Source organism: Arthrobacter sp. TB 23, from assembly GCF_000294595.1.
GTDB lineage: Bacteria > Actinomycetota > Actinomycetes > Actinomycetales > Micrococcaceae > Arthrobacter_D.
In genome coordinates this window covers 1-15820 of record NZ_ALPM01000089.1, presented here as the reverse complement: position 1 = coordinate 15820, position 15820 = coordinate 1, and the positions used below count along the sequence as shown (strand labels likewise).

At 63.9% G+C, this 15820-nt stretch carries 17 protein-coding genes; 15 read left to right on the top strand and 2 right to left on the bottom strand.

All coding sequences use genetic code 11. From position 1 onward, the window contains the following. Positions 1–14: 14 nt before the first annotated feature. From B384_RS0112740 to B384_RS0112690, 11 genes are all read left to right on the top strand, one after another. Positions 15–686, top strand: a complete 672-nt coding sequence (locus B384_RS0112740; protein WP_026041172.1) for an SDR family oxidoreductase — start codon at positions 15–17, stop codon at positions 684–686. Positions 687–836: 150 nt separating this feature from the next. Beyond that, positions 837–2054, top strand: coding sequence for a 1-deoxy-D-xylulose-5-phosphate reductoisomerase (gene dxr / locus B384_RS0112735; protein WP_019483484.1), 1218 nt, complete (start codon positions 837–839; stop codon positions 2052–2054). A gap of 15 nt (positions 2055–2069) precedes the next feature. Continuing rightward, positions 2070–3452 carry a M50 family metallopeptidase gene (locus B384_RS0112730; RefSeq protein ID WP_019483483.1) on the top strand — a complete coding sequence of 461 codons (1383 nt, stop codon included), beginning with the start codon at positions 2070–2072 and terminating at the stop codon, positions 3450–3452. A gap of 86 nt (positions 3453–3538) precedes the next feature. After that, entirely contained in the window at positions 3539–4138 is a 600-nt protein-coding gene (locus tag B384_RS0112725) for a MarR family transcriptional regulator (protein ID WP_019483482.1), read from the top strand. 142 nt (positions 4139–4280) lie between these two features. Further along, a complete protein-coding gene (locus tag B384_RS0112720) occupies positions 4281–4823 on the top strand; it encodes a hypothetical protein (protein ID WP_019483481.1) in 543 nt (180 codons plus the stop codon). A 19-nt stretch (positions 4824–4842) separates the two neighbouring features. After that, positions 4843–5133 (top strand): YciI family protein, encoded by a 291-nt coding sequence (locus B384_RS0112715; RefSeq protein ID WP_019483480.1) that lies wholly within the window; start codon positions 4843–4845, stop codon positions 5131–5133. A gap of 45 nt (positions 5134–5178) precedes the next feature. Next, positions 5179–6345, top strand: a complete 1167-nt coding sequence (ispG, locus tag B384_RS0112710) for a flavodoxin-dependent (E)-4-hydroxy-3-methylbut-2-enyl-diphosphate synthase (protein ID WP_026041171.1) — start codon at positions 5179–5181, stop codon at positions 6343–6345. Positions 6346–6400: 55 nt separating this feature from the next. Continuing rightward, positions 6401–7237 carry a GNAT family N-acetyltransferase gene (locus tag B384_RS0112705; protein WP_019483478.1) on the top strand — a complete coding sequence of 279 codons (837 nt, stop codon included), beginning with the start codon at positions 6401–6403 and terminating at the stop codon, positions 7235–7237. Then, positions 7234–8031 carry a hypothetical protein gene (locus B384_RS0112700; RefSeq protein WP_019483477.1) on the top strand — a complete coding sequence of 266 codons (798 nt, stop codon included), beginning with the start codon at positions 7234–7236 and terminating at the stop codon, positions 8029–8031. The genes B384_RS0112705 and B384_RS0112700 overlap by 4 nt, the downstream gene beginning before the upstream one ends. A gap of 106 nt (positions 8032–8137) precedes the next feature. Beyond that, positions 8138–9937: a proline--tRNA ligase gene (locus tag B384_RS0112695; protein ID WP_019483476.1), complete on the top strand. Its 1800-nt coding sequence runs from the start codon at positions 8138–8140 to the stop codon at positions 9935–9937. Between the two features lie 9 nt (positions 9938–9946). Continuing rightward, entirely contained in the window at positions 9947–10750 is an 804-nt protein-coding gene (locus B384_RS0112690; RefSeq protein WP_019483475.1) for a sulfite exporter TauE/SafE family protein, read from the top strand. Positions 10751–10768: 18 nt separating this feature from the next. Here the strand turns inward: B384_RS0112690 and B384_RS0112685 are convergent, their stop codons facing one another. Further along, positions 10769–11815: an aminoglycoside phosphotransferase family protein gene (locus B384_RS0112685; RefSeq protein WP_019483474.1), complete on the bottom strand. Its 1047-nt coding sequence runs from the start codon at positions 11813–11815 to the stop codon at positions 10769–10771. Between the two features lie 76 nt (positions 11816–11891). Then, the gene (locus B384_RS0112680; protein ID WP_026041170.1) at positions 11892–13052 is read right to left on the bottom strand and encodes a DUF4439 domain-containing protein; all 1161 of its coding nucleotides are present in this window, start codon (positions 13050–13052) and stop codon (positions 11892–11894) included. A 105-nt stretch (positions 13053–13157) separates the two neighbouring features. Between B384_RS0112680 and rimP the strand changes: the two genes are divergently transcribed. From rimP to B384_RS18865, 4 genes are all read left to right on the top strand, one after another. Then, positions 13158–13811, top strand: a complete 654-nt coding sequence (gene rimP / locus B384_RS0112675) for a ribosome maturation factor RimP (RefSeq protein ID WP_019483473.1) — start codon at positions 13158–13160, stop codon at positions 13809–13811. Continuing rightward, the gene (gene nusA / locus B384_RS0112670) at positions 13812–14783 is read left to right on the top strand and encodes a transcription termination factor NusA (RefSeq protein WP_019483472.1); all 972 of its coding nucleotides are present in this window, start codon (positions 13812–13814) and stop codon (positions 14781–14783) included. Positions 14784–14930: 147 nt separating this feature from the next. Continuing rightward, entirely contained in the window at positions 14931–15182 is a 252-nt protein-coding gene (locus B384_RS20225) for a YlxR family protein (RefSeq protein ID WP_237715314.1), read from the top strand. 152 nt (positions 15183–15334) lie between these two features. Further along, positions 15335–15820 (top strand): translation initiation factor IF-2 N-terminal domain-containing protein (locus B384_RS18865; protein ID WP_192813093.1); only part of this gene is annotated, 486 nt, incomplete at its 3' end.

The following is a 15820-nucleotide window of genomic DNA, read 5'->3' as shown; positions in this document are numbered from 1 at the left end:
GCCGTTACCCCAGTATGAGAACAGTGATAGCAGGAGCCCACGGAAAAATTGCCCGCGAACTCACCCGCCAACTTGTTCAACAGGGTCACGAGGTTGTCGGATTGGTGCGCAATCCGGACCACAACAAGGACATTGAGAACGACGGCGGCACGCCAGCAGTGGCCGACCTCGAGTCGAGCACAGCAGACGAGCTCGCCAAAGTGCTATCGGGAGCAGACGCAGTTGTCTTCGCAGCCGGAGCTGGTCCAGGAAGTAGCGCCGAGCGCAAGGACTCAGTCGACCGCGGAGCATCGGTGCTGCTGGCCGATGCAGCTGAAGTCGCAGGGGTCAAACGATTCGTTCAGGTGTCATCGATGGGAGCCGACTCCGTTCGAGACGGTCAACGCCCCGACGGCCTTGACGACATCTTCTACGCCTACCTTCAGGCGAAACTAGCCGCAGAAGAGGATCTGGCGGCACGCTCGTCCTTTAGCTGGACCATCGTCCGGCCCGGCGGACTCACCGACGACGCAGCAACTGGTCGGGTGCGCCTCTCGTCAAAGACCGGGCAGGGATCGGTGCCGCGCAAGGATGTAGCAACCGTCATCGCGGCTCTGCTTGAGACGAAGCTGGGGGACCGGCAAGTACTCGAGGTAATCTCCGGCGAAGAAACCATCGCGGACGCGCTGGCGTCCATCAACCGCTAGGCCAACCGGCCAAGTAAACGCCCGTAGCCAAAGAAACGGCCCGTAGGCTCAGAAACTGCCCTTCCAACCGGCGGACCTGAGCCTGCGGGCCGTTTCTGCGGCTGAGAGACTCCGCCGGCACGGCACATCCGCGTGCGCGATACTTAAACCATGGAATTCACTGCCCCTGACACAGGACGCCGCCGGATTGTCATCCTCGGATCCACCGGCTCGATCGGAACGCAGGCCATCGACGTCATCCGCCAGGCGCCCGAACGGTTCATCGTCACAGCCCTCGCAGCCGGTGGTGGAAATCTACCGCTTCTGGCCGAGCAGGCCGTCGCTACCAACGCCCAGGCAGTCGCCTCAGCCACCAGCACCGAAGCTGAACTCAGCGACGCCATCCGCACAGCAGCCGCCAAAACGTCGTCCGCCAAGAACTATTCCCCGGTCCTGTTCACTGGCCCCGATGCCACCACCCACCTCGCCGCCTGGCCCGACGCCGACGTCGTCCTCAACGGCATCACCGGATCCATCGGACTTGCCCCTACGTTGGCGGCGCTAAAGGCCGGACACCTACTCGCCCTTGCCAACAAGGAATCCCTCATTGTCGGCGGTCAGCTGGTCCAGGATGCCGCAGCCGACGGCCAGATCGTCCCAGTGGATTCCGAACACTCGGCCATCGCCCAGTGCCTCCGCTCCGGCGCAGCAGGCGAAGTGGACCGGCTGATCCTCACCGCTTCCGGCGGCCCTTTCCGCGGCAAGGCGAGAAAAGACCTCGAAAATGTCACCCCGCAGCAGGCCCTGGCGCATCCGACCTGGGACATGGGCAAAATGGTCACCACCAACTCCGCCACCATGGTCAACAAGGCGCTTGAGGTTATCGAGGCGCATCTGCTCTTCGGCATCCCGCTGGAGCGGATCGACGTCGTCGTTCATCCCCAATCGATCATTCACTCAATGGTGCAGTTCAGCGACGGGTCAACGATCGCCCAGGCCTCGCCCCCGGATATGCGCCTGCCCATCGCCCTCGGCATCGGCTGGCCCCACCGCGTCCCGGGAGCGGCAACCCCCTGCGACTGGACCACGGCCGCGACCTGGACTTTCGAGCCCCTCGACGAAGAAGCGTTCCCCGCCGTTAGGCTCGCCAAAGCGGCTGCACAGCGGGGCGGAACGGCAATGGCGGTCTACAACGCAGCCAACGAGGAAGCTGTCGAGGCTTTTCACAGCGGAGCAATAGGTTTCACTGAGATTGTGGATACGGTAGAGGCCGTCACCGCCGAGCATGACGACGGCGGGCCGCTCACTCTCGGCAGCGTGCTCGACGCCGAGAAACGGGCACGCACACTCGCCCGAATTCGTTGTGGTGTGCAGGATCAGTACAGCTAAGCCAAAGGAACCACGTTGTCCATTCTGCTCTTCGTTCTGGGAGTGCTTTTCGTCGCAATAGGTATTGCGGCGTCCATCGCGCTCCACGAAGTGGGGCACCTTGTCCCCGCCAAGCTCTTCAAGGTCCGGGTCACCCAGTACATGATCGGGTTCGGTCCAACGCTCTTCTCCCGCCGCCGCGGAGACACCGAGTATGGGCTCAAGGCCATTCCCCTGGGCGGGTACGTCTCGATGGTTGGCATGTTCCCTCCCGCCAGGGTCGACGACGGCGCCGGCGACGGCGCCGGCGACGGCACCGGCACCGGCACTGCCGTCCGCCCCTCCAGTACGGGAATGTTTCAGCAGCTCACCACTGACGCACGACAGGCGGCCGCGGAACAGCTCCGTCCTGGCGATGAGGACAGGGTTTTCTACAAGCTGCCGATCTACAAACGCATCATCATCATGCTCGGCGGGCCGGTGATGAACCTGATCATCGGCGTGATCATGTTTGCCATCCTCATCATGGGGTTCGGTTCGCCACAGGCCACCACCACGGTGTCCGAGGTCTACGAGTGCGTGGTGCCAGCCAGCCAGCAGGCCTCCACCGGTCAAACTGCCTGCACCGACGAGGACCCCGCCGCCCCCGCGTTCGACGCGGGCCTGCAACCCGGTGACCGGGTGGTGAGCTACGACGGTCAGGATGTGACGGACTGGACCCAACTGTCCGCCTGGATCCGCGACACGGCGGGCGACGAGACCGCCATCAGCTACCTCCGCGACGGCGAAACCGTCAGCACCACCATCACCCCGCTGCTGACCGAACGGCCCGTCCCCGACATTGACGGACGGCCTAAACTCAACGCCGATGGCACCCAGGTCCTCGAAGCCGTCGGGTTCATCGGCGTCGGCTCACAGCAGGAACTGGCTCCGGGTCCGCCAAGCGACGTGCTTCCCGCGGTGGGGGATAACATCGTCGCAGTAACCGGTGTGGTGATTAATCTCCCGCAGCGTGTTGTCGAGGTGGGGCAGGCAGCGTTCTCCGATGCACCCCGCGACCCGGAAGGCCCCATCAGCGTGGTGGGCGTCGGCCGGATTGCCGGTGAGGTTTCGGCGATGGACGAGATTCCTGTCGAATCCCGCCTGGCAACCCTCGTGGGGCTGGTGGGCGGTGTCAACATTGCGTTGTTTGTCTTCAACCTCATCCCTTTGCTGCCCCTCGACGGCGGACACATCGCCGGGGCACTCTGGGAAGGCGTCCGCAGGACCGTCGCACGGTTGTTCAAACGTCCGGATCCCGGTCCCTTCGACATGGCCAAGCTCCTGCCGCTCACCTATGTCGTTGCAGTTCTTCTAATGGGAATGGGCGCGTTGCTGATCTACGCGGACATTGTGAAACCGGTGAATCTCTTCGGCTGACGGGCAACGCCGGGCCAAAGTGGTTGTAAATCAATTTGAGCTCTAAATAGGTTGTTATTTGATTTACACCCGCATAAGGTTGAACCATGTTTGTGATGACAATCGATCAGAAGGGGAGCTCACAGGCCGACGACGGCGTCCCCGGCCTGCTCGACCTGTTGCGCCAGGTCCCATCCGTCGTACCCTTCGAACGCTCCGTGGGTGATGAAGCACAGGGTGTTCTCAACTCTCCAGAGGCAGTGGTCGACGCCACGCTGCTCTGCCTGCGGGCCGGCAACTGGTATGTGGGGATCGGGGTAGGCGACGTCGAACTGCCGCTACCAGCCACCGCGCGGGAGGGGAGGGGCGCCGCGTTTATCGCTGCGCGCGCGGCGGTCGAACGGGCCAAGAAGGCAGGGGATCGTGCCACTGTTGCGGTGGAGGGTGGTTCCGGGACTGCCGAAGCCGAAGGAGTCCTGATGCTGATTGGGCTACACGTCATGAAACGGACCGCAGCCGAGTGGCGCATCCTGGACCTCCTGGAACCAGGCAAGTGGGGGACCCAAACCGTCGCAGCGCGGCACCTCGGCATCACGTCCCAGGCCGTCAGTAAAGCCGTGGCCCGCTCGGCATGGGTGGAGGAATGGGCAGCCCGACCCGCAGCCGCCGTGCTCCTGCGCCGGGCTGATGCTGCTCTCCGGAAATAGCTCCGGACGTGGAACGTCAGGCATAGCCCCGAAGAGGCTCCGGAAGTAGCTCCGGGAGTAGCTTCGGAATTTGGCTCCGGAAGTGGAATGTCGGACGCGGACTGTAGAGTCCCGGTGTAACGACAGGAAGACGAGGGCCGACATGGAAGTGCTGTGGGTGATACTGACCCTGCTGGTGGCAGCCGGCGTTGGCTGGCCGGTAACCGTAGGCGTGCTGAAGCTCGCTCGCTCAGTCGACGAACACGAGAAGGCGCCGGGTGGCGAGGAAACGGCTGAGCGCCAGGAAACGGTAGATCAGCAGGGGCCTGCAGCGCCTGTCGTGGTTGAAAAGACCCCGGGAATTGTGATTCCCGACCCGCCGGAAAACGACCCAGTGACACCGGCGCCGGCAACACCGGCACCAGCAAGACCGGCACCAGCGACACCGGGGGGCCTGCCGGCACCTCGACCGGGTGTTCTTCGTGGCGGGCTCGTCATCGGCATTCTCGAACGTCTTGGTGTTGCGGGGGCCATCCTCGCCAACGAGCCGGTGGCGATCGCGTATGTGGTGGCCATCAAAGGTCTCGGCAGGTACGCAGAGTTGAAAGAAACCCCTGCGGTTGCCGAGCGTTTCATCATCGGGACCCTGACATCGCTGTTATGGGCCGCCGGGGTTGCTGCCTTCGCGGCGGCGTACCTGTTGTAATCACGTATAAGGTGGTTCTATGAGTGTTTTCGCAGTGGAATATGTATACGGTCCTGATAGCTCCGACCTACGCGACGAGCACCGACCGGCTCACCGCGACTGGCTCAATAGCCTGGTGAGCGACGGGCGGGTGCTCTCCGCCGGCGCCTTCACCGACGGAGCAGGAGCCCTTCTGATCTTCACCGCTGACGACGAGCAGTCGCTCAACGACCTCCTCCGCCAGGATCCGTTCGCGCTCGAGGGCGCCATCGCCGCAGTCAAGGCCACCGAGTGGAAGCCCGGCATCGGCCAGTTCTCGCAGTATGCCTGAGCCCACGAAATTTGTTGTACCGATGAACTACACATGGAGGATCCTTTGACCTCGGTCAGTTTAGGAATGCCAGCCGCACCACCGCCCGTCCTTGCCCCCCGCCGGAAAACCCGGCAGATTAAAGTGGGTTCAGTGGGGGTGGGATCGGATTCGCCTATCAGCATCCAGTCCATGACCACCACCCCGACCACTGATATCAACGCGACGCTGCAGCAGATCGCTGAACTGACTGCCACCGGGTGCGACATTGTGCGTGTTGCATGCCCATCGGCCGACGACGCCGCAGCACTGCCGATTATCGCCAGGAAGTCGCAGATCCCCGTCATCGCTGACATTCACTTCCAGCCGAAGTACGTCTTCGCAGCGATCGACGCCGGCTGCGCGGCGGTTCGGGTCAACCCCGGCAATATCCGCAAGTTCGACGACCAGATCAAAGAGATTGCCGCCGCGGCCAAGGACGCCGGCACCTCGATCCGCATTGGCGTCAACGCCGGCTCGCTCGATCCTCGTCTGATGGCAAAGTACGGCAAGGCAACACCCGAGGCGCTGGTGGAATCCGCGGTCTGGGAAGCGTCCCTCTTCGAGGAACACGACTTCCACGACTTCAAGATCTCCGTCAAGCACAACGACCCGGTGATCATGGTCCGCGCCTACGAGCTGCTTGCCGAACGCGGCGACTGGCCCCTCCACCTCGGCGTCACCGAGGCAGGCCCCGCCTTCCAGGGCACCATCAAATCAGCCACGGCCTTCGGAGCGCTGCTGTCCAAGGGCATCGGCGACACCATCCGCGTGTCCCTGTCGGCCCCTCCGGTCGAGGAAATCAAGGTCGGAAACCAGATTCTGCAGTCGCTGAACCTGCGCCCCCGCAAGCTGGAAATTGTGTCCTGCCCTTCCTGCGGCCGCGCCCAGGTGGACGTGTACACCCTCGCTGAGCAGGTGACGGCGGGCCTTGAGGGAATGGAAATCCCGCTGCGCGTGGCAGTGATGGGTTGCGTCGTGAACGGCCCAGGCGAAGCGCGTGAAGCCGATCTCGGCGTCGCCTCCGGCAACGGAAAAGGCCAGATCTTCGTTAAGGGACAAGTCATCAAGACTGTTCCCGAAGACCAGATTGTTGAGACACTCATTGAAGAAGCAATGAGAATAGCTGAGGAGATGGGGGAAGCCGATGGCGAGACTGCTGGCCAGGGTGGCCCCATGGTTACCGTCAGTTAGGTCACACTCCGGGCAGCTCGACACTTCCGGACGGGTCGGGACACCTGATGCGGTTGTGCCCGACGGGTTCGTGACGCTCGACAAGGAACACAACGAAGCACTCGGGCGCCTGGTCGACCGTGATCCCACCGCCAACGTGTTCATCGCCTCGCACCTGGAAGCCTCCCGCGGCCTCTCGCCGTCCTACGCCGGGGGCGAGGTGATCGGCGTTTTCCGGAATGGCGACCTGGTTGCAGCGTGTTGGGCGGGCGTCAACCTGGTACCCATCGGGGTTTCCGAGGCCGATGGCGCAGCGTTAGGCACCCACCTGGGCAAGTCGGGGCGGAAGTTCTCCTCCATTTTCGGGCCAGCCGAAGCCGTCCTGGCCATCTGGTCCACGCTGCGCGAGTACAGCCCCGAGCCATTTGATGTGCGCCCCTCCCAGCCGTTGCTGGCGATCACTGGGACACCCAAGGTGGAACCCGCCGCGGGTCTCAGATTCACCCGGGATGACGAGCTGGACGTCATAGTTCCGGCGTGTGCCGCCATGTTCGAAGAAGAAGTGGGATATTCGCCGTTCACTGGCGGGGGAGAACACTACCGGCGTCGGGTGGCGTCACTGGTCAGACGGCAGGCGTCGCTCGCCGATTTCGACGACGACGGCCAGGTAATCTTCAAAGCCGAACTGGGTACTGTCTCAAGCACCACCGTCCAGATTCAGGGTGTCTGGATGAACCCGGCGTACCGCGGACAGGGCCTCAGCGCCAGCTACCTTGCTGCCGTCGTCCTCGCAGCACAGCAACGCGCCCCGGTGGTGAGCCTGTACGTCAACTCATTCAACACCCGGGCCCTGGCCGCCTATCAGACGGTTGGGTTCCGCGAAGTGGGGACCTTCGCAACGGTCCTCCTGTGAGCACCGCAGGCCGGCGTTGGCTGACTGTTCTATCCTGCGCCGTCCTGATCATCGGCACCGGCTGCACCGCGGATGAGGGAACAGATGAGCTGCCCGCCCCTGCCACCCTGCCCGCCGCACCAACCCCAGCAGAGCCGACTGAAGACGCAGACCCGCCGGTCGGCGCTGACCCGGGCAGCGACCCGACGCCCGGCCAGGACAACGAGTACACGGCAACCGAGCTAGAGATGGCACTGGAAGCGGTCGATGAGCAGGAATCCCTTGCCGGGGTTATCCTTGACGATTCGGCCATTCGGGAGCTCGTCAACGGGGCCGACGATGGGACAAGCGACCTGACCGTGACCCCGGAGGAATGCGACGTGTTCGCCGATCCGAACCTCGCCGGGCAGGCCCTGAGTGCCACCCTCGGCGTGATGACCTTTGCCGGGGCCTCTTCCCTGCAACCGGATTCGGTCAGCCTGACCAGCCAGAAATCGGACGAATCAATCCAGGATCAAATCGAGGCCAACCGGACCCAGCTCGCCGAGTGTTCGGCGTTCGACATGGAGATCAGGGGAGAGGAGGTCTCAGTGGCGGTGACGGAGCTGACGGCCAGCACCAATGCCGATGAAACCTTCGCGGTCAGGACCGTGGTGCAGGTTCCCGGGACAATTCAGGAGACCGTGTCACTGACCGCCTTGATCGGAACCACCACCATCAACGTGACGATCGGCAGTTCGGGTGACGTTGCGCAGGATCTGGCCCGCGGCGAAAGTCTCGTCGACGCGACAATAACCGCACTGCGATCCCTGTAATCGCCCGCGGCGAGGGTGCGTGTCACCGGGCGCTGCCCGAAACGGATAGATTGGTATCTGATTAAGCTGCCTTGGCAGCCAGTGCTGAAGAAACGGATTTAAACGCGTGGTCCTTCGACTCTCAACCCTTTTCCTGCGCACCTTGCGCGAGGACCCCTCCGACGCCGAGGTAGCCAGTCACCGGCTCCTCGTGCGTGCGGGCTACATCCGCAGGGCTGCCCCCGGAATCTATAGCTGGTTGCCGCTCGGCCTGAGGGTGCTCGGCAAGGTGGAGACCATTATCCGTGAGGAAATGGCAGCCATCGGCGCCCAGGAAGTGCATTTCCCTGCGCTGCTCCCCAAAGAGCCCTACGAGGCAACCAACCGTTGGACCGAGTACGGCGACGGCATCTTCCGGTTGCAGGACCGCAAGGGCGCGGATTATCTCCTGGCCCCAACCCATGAAGAGATGTTCACGCTGCTGGTCAAGGACCTGTACAACTCGTACAAGGACCTGCCGGTGAGCCTGTTCCAGATCCAGTCCAAGTACCGGGACGAGGCGCGGCCGCGCGCCGGCCTGCTGCGGGGACGCGAATTCATCATGAAGGACTCCTACTCCTTCGACATCGACGACGCCGGCCTGGAGCGCAGCTACCAGCTGCACCGCAGCGCCTACCTGCGGATTTTCGAGCGGCTCGGGCTGACCGTGGTCCCCGTGGCCGCGACTGCCGGTGCGATGGGTGGATCCAAAAGCGAAGAGTTCCTGCACCCCTCCGAAATCGGCGAGGACACGTTCGTCGCATCCGAAGGCGGTTACACCGCGAACGTTGAGGCCGTCACCACCGTCGTGCCCGAGGACATCGATTTCTCCGACGCGGCCCCGGCAGAAATCAGGGACACACCCGGCACCCCAACCATCGACACGCTGGTCAGCCACGCGAACGAGGTCCTGGCGCGGGACGCCGGCCCCTGGACGGCTGCTGACACCCTCAAGAACGTCGTATTGGCAGCAGTCCTGCCCACCGGTGAACGCCGTCTGGTTATTATCGGGCTGCCCGGTGATCGCACCGTCGATCTGAAGCGCGTCGAAGCGAATCTCGCGCCGCACCTCGAGGTCGGTGGCGATGTGATGGTGGAGCCGGCCTCCGATGAGGACCTGCGGAAACACCCGGGCCTGGTCAAGGGTTACATCGGGCCGGGCCTGAGCCTTGATGCTCCGGTACTCGGCGCGTACGGGCTCACCGGGATCCCCTATCTGGTGGATCCACGGGTGGTCTCAGGCACGTCCTGGATCACCGGTGCCAACGTCTTCGGCAAACATGTGTTCGGCCTGGTCGCGTCCCGCGATTTCGCGTGGGATGGGGTCATCGAGTCAGTCGAGGTTCGCGACGGCGACGAAGCGCCCGACGGCTCCGGACCGCTGAAGGCCGCCCGCGGCATCGAAATGGGCCACATCTTCCAGCTCGGCCGCAAATACGCTGAAGCGCTAGGACTGAAGGTCCTGGACCAGAACGGCAAACTTGCCACCGTGACCATGGGCTCCTATGGGGTGGGGGTGACCCGTGCGATTGCGGCGCTTGCCGAATCCAACCGGGATGACAAGGGCATCATCTGGCCTCGAAACGTAGCCCCGGCCGATATCCACCTGGTCGCTACGGGCAAGGGCGAGGAAATCTTCGCAGCAGCCAATCAGCTCGCCGAAGACCTGACGGCCGCCGGTCTTGACGTCATGTACGACGACCGCCCCAAGGTGTCCCCGGGGGTAAAGTTCGGTGATGCCGAGCTGATCGGCGTACCGACCATCGTCGTCGTCGGGCGCGGTCTGGCGGATGGAGTGGTGGAGGTCAAGGACCGCCGCAGTGGCGAGGCAGAGAACGTAGCAGTGGCTGAGGTAGTGGAATACCTTCGCCGCCTCGTCAGCGCCTAGCAGGACAGCTTGAATTCCGGGCTGGAGGAGATCCAGCTCGCGACGATCCTGCTGGTGGTGGTTGCAGGGTTCGCTGCGGGCTGGGTCGACGCGGTGGTCGGCGGTGGGGGGCTGCTGCAACTCCCCGCCCTCCTTTTAGTACCCGGGATTACCCCGGTGCAGGCGTTGGCCACCAACAAGATGGGTTCGCTTTTCGGCACCACCACCAGCGCAATCACCTACTATCGACGGGCCAGACCCGATCTCAGGACTGCGTTACCGATGGCAGGAATCGCCCTGGTCGGTGGGTTCGGTGGCGCGATCATCGCGACGTCGCTGCCATCGTCGGTCTTCAAGCCCATCATCGTCGTCGCTCTCATCGCCGTCGCGGTGTTCACCGCGTTCCGTCCAACCGTCGGCACCCTGACAAAGCTGCGCCACACCGGCGGGCGACACTATGGAACAGCCGCGGCGATCGGTCTGGTCATTGGCTTCTATGACGGGCTGATCGGCCCCGGTACCGGATCATTCCTGATCATCGCGATGGTCACCCTGCTCGGCTACAGCTTCCTGGACGCCAGCGCCAAATCCAAGATCGTGAACCTGGCCACCAACTTTGGTGCGCTGATGTTTTTCCTGCCCAACGGGTCGCTGCTCTGGGGTCTCGGGCTGGTACTCGGCCTGGCCAACATGGCCGGCGGCTATCTCGGATCGAGGATGGCCATCACCCAGGGCAGCAAATTCATCAGGATCGTCTTCCTCGTGGTGGTCGCGGCGCTGATCGCCAAACTCGGTTACGACGTCTGGGTCGAGAACATCCGACCGGCACTGTAGCTCCAGTCCGGGTGCGGGCTAGGGGCTGACCAGGTCCGCTGGCGACGGCAGCTCGGGCAGGGTCCGACGCAGCAGCGTACTTGCCACCCAGAGGGAACGCTGCGCGTCGTCACGGTTCCCCGACTCCACGGCCGAAAGTGCGTTTTGCACCTCACGGACCACCGACCAGTCCCTCGCCAACAGCGGGTCAAGATCAGCGGCGAAAGCCAGATCGGAGCACCGCTCCCGCAGATGGCCCGCAGGATCACCCGGAAACAGGTCTCCAATCCGGTTCCATAGCATCGGTGCGACGGCGAACTCCGCGTCCCCGACAACCGGCTTCGGATCGATGGCCACGTAGCTGGGAGCAGGCGCAGGGGCATCCGCCGGACCGACCGCACCGACCGGAACGATCGCGCCGGCGGGGAAAGGGCGGGCCCGGATATTGAGGTAGTGGAGGTCGGAGTGCAGCAGTACGTCCCGCTCAGAGCGTCGTCCAACAGCTCCGCGCACCTGGCAGACCTCCAGGGCACACTCAAGAAGCCAGCGTTCAAACGGACGGCCCAGCCGGTCCCAGTCTGCCGGGAGAGTGTCCGTCCACATTTCCGCTTGGGCGGCCACCGATGGAATGTCCTGCCAGAGCTCACCGCTACCCGGAGCCAACGCCAAATCCTTCACCAGGCCACCCCAGATCCCGGCTGTCTCTGCCAGCGGCACCCCTGCGAGAGATTGGTCCCCGTCGAGTCGCTCCAGCAACAGAACGTAGTCCTCCCGGCTGGCTTCCAGCAGTTTGACGGCCCCGCAGCCAGCCCAAAGCCTCAGAGCGTCGGGCTCGGGGAGTGCTTCATCGTGGGGGACTGTGACCTTCAGGACCGCCCGGCTACCGTCAGCCCGGTGCACGGGCAGCACGACGGCGGCGCTGCCGAACCAGGGGCGTCTCCCGCCGGGTAGATCGAGGGTCAGCTCCCATTCAGCCAGCGCGCTGTGAACCAGGTCCTGCCACCGGCTCAGCCAGGCGCGCCCGCCGGGCAGCCGTGAGGCGTTGCGAACCAAGGCCGCCGGGAGTTCAATTCCAGGGAGTTCCACGAGGCCAAGTCTAGGCTTCAGGTGTGGCCCGGTGCGGCATTGCCCAAGGCTGGTTGAGCGGGCTGCCCTTGGCAGGTCAGTTGCGAATGCCGGGAAACGCTTCAACAGCGTCGGTGGCCAGGTGTTGATGGTGGGCAAGATCGCTGAATCGTTGGACGGCCCAGCGCCGGGCGGGGCCGTCGGTCAAACCCACCATGTCGACGTACATGGTCATGAGCTCAGTGTTCAGGGCGGCGAGCGTGGCCTCAGGGTCGTCGAAGAACGCCGCGTCGAGGGCAAATGCCGGCGCCTGGGGGCCGGGTTGAGGGCAGGTGATGGTCCGCAGCAGGGTCTCGCCGGCGCCGGCAGCGCTGGCGTGCTCGGCCGCGAACTCGACCAGGGTCGACGGCTCAGCCCCACGGGCCGCAGCGACCTCGTACGCATAGGCGGACCGGTGTTCGGCGGCAACCGCCTCGCCAAGCAGATCAGCCTCCGGATGATCTTCGGGGCTAGTTCCAGCGCGCGGGGTGGAGCCGCCCGCAGTCCCGTTTCGGGGTATCGGGGCAGGGCAGGTGGGCGACGGCCCAGCGGCGACGCTCGGCAACGGTCCCGGTGGCGGCGATTTCAGGCCCTGCAGGTCGGCGAGAGCTAACGCCTGGCGTCGTTGACTGGCGCCAACCGACGCGAGTAGCCGTGCGATCCCTGGTTCGGCCGTCACAGCAGCGTTGAGGTTCTGCTGTGCGGAGCTGAACAGGTCTGCCACGAAACCGGCCGGTGTGGGTGTCGGGGTGGGAGCTGCCGTTGACTCGGCTGCGACGGTGGGTTCCGACAAACCTGCGGCGGTGGGCGCGGAGGTGACGGGCGGGTCCGAAAGTACCGGGTGCCAGAGGGCATCGGCTTGCTCCTGAAGGATGCCAGCCGTTTCGGCATAGGTGCCGCTCAGTTCGGATTCGGCACCGCCTGAAGAGGCTCCGCCTGAAGAGGCTCCGTCTGAAGCGGCACCGCCCGAAGAACCAGCGACCGAAAGCGCTGTCGCAGCAGCAGCCAGGTCCGCTGCCCGGGATTCTGCACCCAATTGCGCTTCTTCAGTGAAGGACAGCGGTGGCGGACCATCAGCGGGGGGACCATCCAGGTTCAATCCCAGTGCAACCACCAGAGTGAAGGCGAGAAGAAGCGCGACCGTCCGTAGGGTTCGCCGTGCGAGAGTACGCAGGGTGCCGCGGAAGCCGGAACGCCGGGTGTCAGCAGAATCCTTCACAACTCTTGATGATGTCATGATCCCCGGCCGTTCTCCGGCTGATACACCGTACGCGCCGGAAAGTCGGTACCCTAGAGCTACAACATCATCGAGTGGGAGGCAGTAATGGCGGTTCGGCCGGGCAATGACAGTCCGCCTGCGGCAAGCACGCTGCAGCAACAAGCTCCTGACGCGGACGTCGAGGCGGAATCGGTGAGGCTCACAGCGCTGCTGCTGCCTACGGTCGAGGGGCACGGGCTCTTTCTGGAGGCCGTAGAGATCAAATCCGCGGGATCGGACCGTATCGTCAACGTGGTGGTAGACCTGCCGGAGAATCAGACTGGGTCAGTCAACCTGGACCTGATCTCGGATGTGGCCCACGACGTCTCACTCGCGATGGACGCCGACCCACACGACCATGGGCGTCCGTACAGCCTCGAGGTGTCTTCCCCGGGAGTCTCCCGCCCCCTCTCGCAGCCCCGGCACTGGCGGCGCAACAAGGGACGCATGGTCACGGTCCGCCGGCTCAAGGGCGACGACGTGACCGGCCGGCTGCTGGAAGTTGACGACGACGGCATCCGGTTGACCCCAAAGATACCAGTGAAAAAGGGGATGAAGCCCAAAACCGGCGACCCCCTGACGCTCTTGTTCACCGAGATCCGTAAGGGCACCGTCCAGGTCGAGTTCACGCATCTTGACGACACGCATCTTGACGACACCGGGGACGAAGGCATCCAGCACGATGCCCGCCCCACCAAAAATACAGCTTCGGAGGCCTAAATGGATATTGATATGAGTGCGCTAAGGCTGCTGGAACGAGAACGGGAAATTCCGCTTGAGCTCCTGATTCCGACCATCGAGCAGGCCCTCCTGGTGGCCTATCACAAGACCCCCGGATCGCAGGATACTGCGCGGGCGGAACTGGATCGCAAGAGCGGCCACGTCACCATCTGGGCAACTGAGACCGACGACGACGGCGCCGCCGTCGGCGAGTTCGACGACACGCCCACCGGTTTCGGCAGGATCGCTGCGAGCACCGCCCGCCAGATCATCCTGCAGCGGCTCCGGGACGCCGAGGACGACAACATCCTTGGTGAATTCCGCGGCAAGGAGGGCGAGCTGGTTGCCGGCATGATCCAGCAGGGCACCAACCCCCACATGATCCAGGTCAACCTCGGATCGGTCGAGGCGTTGCTGCCGCCGCCGGAACAGGTGCCAGGCGAGAAATATCTGCACGGTTCGCGGCTGCGAGCCTTCGTCGTCGACGTTCACCGCGGTATGAAGGGCCCCTCGATTACCCTGTCACGCTCGCACCCGGGGCTCGTCCGCAAGTTGTTCGAACTGGAAGTGCCGGAGATCGCCGACCACACGGTCGAGATTGTGGCGCTGGCCCGCGAAGCAGGACACCGCACAAAGATTGCTGTGAAGGCTCAGGTGCCTGGGGTCAACGCCAAGGGGGCATGCATCGGCGAGATGGGCTCACGCGTGCGGGCAGTCATGAACGAACTCAATGATGAGAAGATCGACATCGTTGACTACAGCGACGATCCGGCCACCTTCATTGCCAGTTCCCTCTCCCCGTCCAGGGTGTCGTCGGTGACGATCACAGATGAGAGCACCAGGTCGGCACGCGTTGTTGTTCCCGACTATCAGCTCTCCCTGGCCATCGGCAAAGAGGGGCAGAATGCACGGCTGGCAGCCAAGCTGACCGGGTGGCGGATCGACATCGTGTCCGACGCCGCCAAGGCCTGAACAACCCGGTAGTGCCGCAGATGCGGCCTTGCCAGCTGAAAAGCGCTAGAATGGAAGAGGCTTAGGTCATTGCCATCCCAACAAACCGCCATTAGAACGTGCGTAGGTTGCCGGAAGCGTGATGACCAGGCTGTTTTGCTGCGGTTGGTGAAAGGAAATCTGGACGGCTCCAATGCCGTTGTGATTGACGATCGCCGCCGACTCTCCGGTAGAGGTGCGTGGTTGCACCCCCAGCCGGCGTGCATGGAGCAGGCCCTCAAACGCGGTGCGTTCAACCGTGCCTTCCGGGGCCAGGTTGAAACTCGCGACGTTGAGGATCGACTTCACGCACTCAAGGAAGCTTCACTAGGAAGCCACCCTAAACAAACCGTCCTCCCTGAAAGCGGGTCAGAAAACTGATGGATTCCCGATGAGTACCCAGCGATGAGTGCCCAACGATGAAAAATCTGTTGAGCTTTGCAAATGGCTTTTCGGTTGCCCCGGCAACTGTGGTCTGCAGTAGGAATTAGACGGTTCGTGCCTGACTCGGTGCGGACCGAGACAGGAGAAATGTGGCTAAGGTCCGCGTACACGAGCTCGCCAAAGAGCTCGGAATTACTTCAAAAGATGCAGTAGCCAAACTGCAGGAGCTGGGCGAATTCGTCCGTTCCGCCTCATCAACGATTGAGGCGCCCGTCGTGAAGAAACTTCGCGGCGCTTTCCCAGCAGCGGCACCGGCAGCAGCTCCAGCCGCACCGGCACCAGCCAAGTCTGCGGCCGACCCAGCGCCCGAAAAGGCAGCTTCGGCACCCGCAGCAACCCCGGCGTCCTCCACCCCCGCCGCACCGAAGGCTGCCACACCGAAGGCAGCAACATCGGCCACTCCAGGGCCGAAGGCACCGGCGAAGGATCGCCAGGAGACCCCAGCAGCGGCTCCCGAGCCAGCGGCTACGGCACCAGCGGCACCGCAGGCTCCGGCAGCGGAACCAGCAGCCCAGCCAGCGGCCAAGGAAGAATCGTCGGCAGCCAAGCCGGGCGCTCGCCCGGCACCGAAGCCA

What these genes read in the sequence shown, in the direction of transcription:
- B384_RS0112740 (WP_026041172.1), top strand. Translation starts at nt 15, where the DNA reads ATGAGAACAGTGATAGCAGGAGCCCACGGAAAAATTGCCCGCGAACTC.
- dxr (WP_019483484.1), top strand. Translation starts at nt 837, where the DNA reads ATGGAATTCACTGCCCCTGACACAGGACGCCGCCGGATTGTCATCCTC.
- B384_RS0112725 (WP_019483482.1), top strand. Translation starts at nt 3,539, where the DNA reads ATGTTTGTGATGACAATCGATCAGAAGGGGAGCTCACAGGCCGACGAC.
- B384_RS0112720 (WP_019483481.1), top strand. Translation starts at nt 4,281, where the DNA reads ATGGAAGTGCTGTGGGTGATACTGACCCTGCTGGTGGCAGCCGGCGTT.
- B384_RS0112715 (WP_019483480.1), top strand. Translation starts at nt 4,843, where the DNA reads ATGAGTGTTTTCGCAGTGGAATATGTATACGGTCCTGATAGCTCCGAC.
- rimP (WP_019483473.1), top strand. Translation starts at nt 13,158, where the DNA reads ATGGCGGTTCGGCCGGGCAATGACAGTCCGCCTGCGGCAAGCACGCTG.
- nusA (WP_019483472.1), top strand. Translation starts at nt 13,812, where the DNA reads ATGGATATTGATATGAGTGCGCTAAGGCTGCTGGAACGAGAACGGGAA.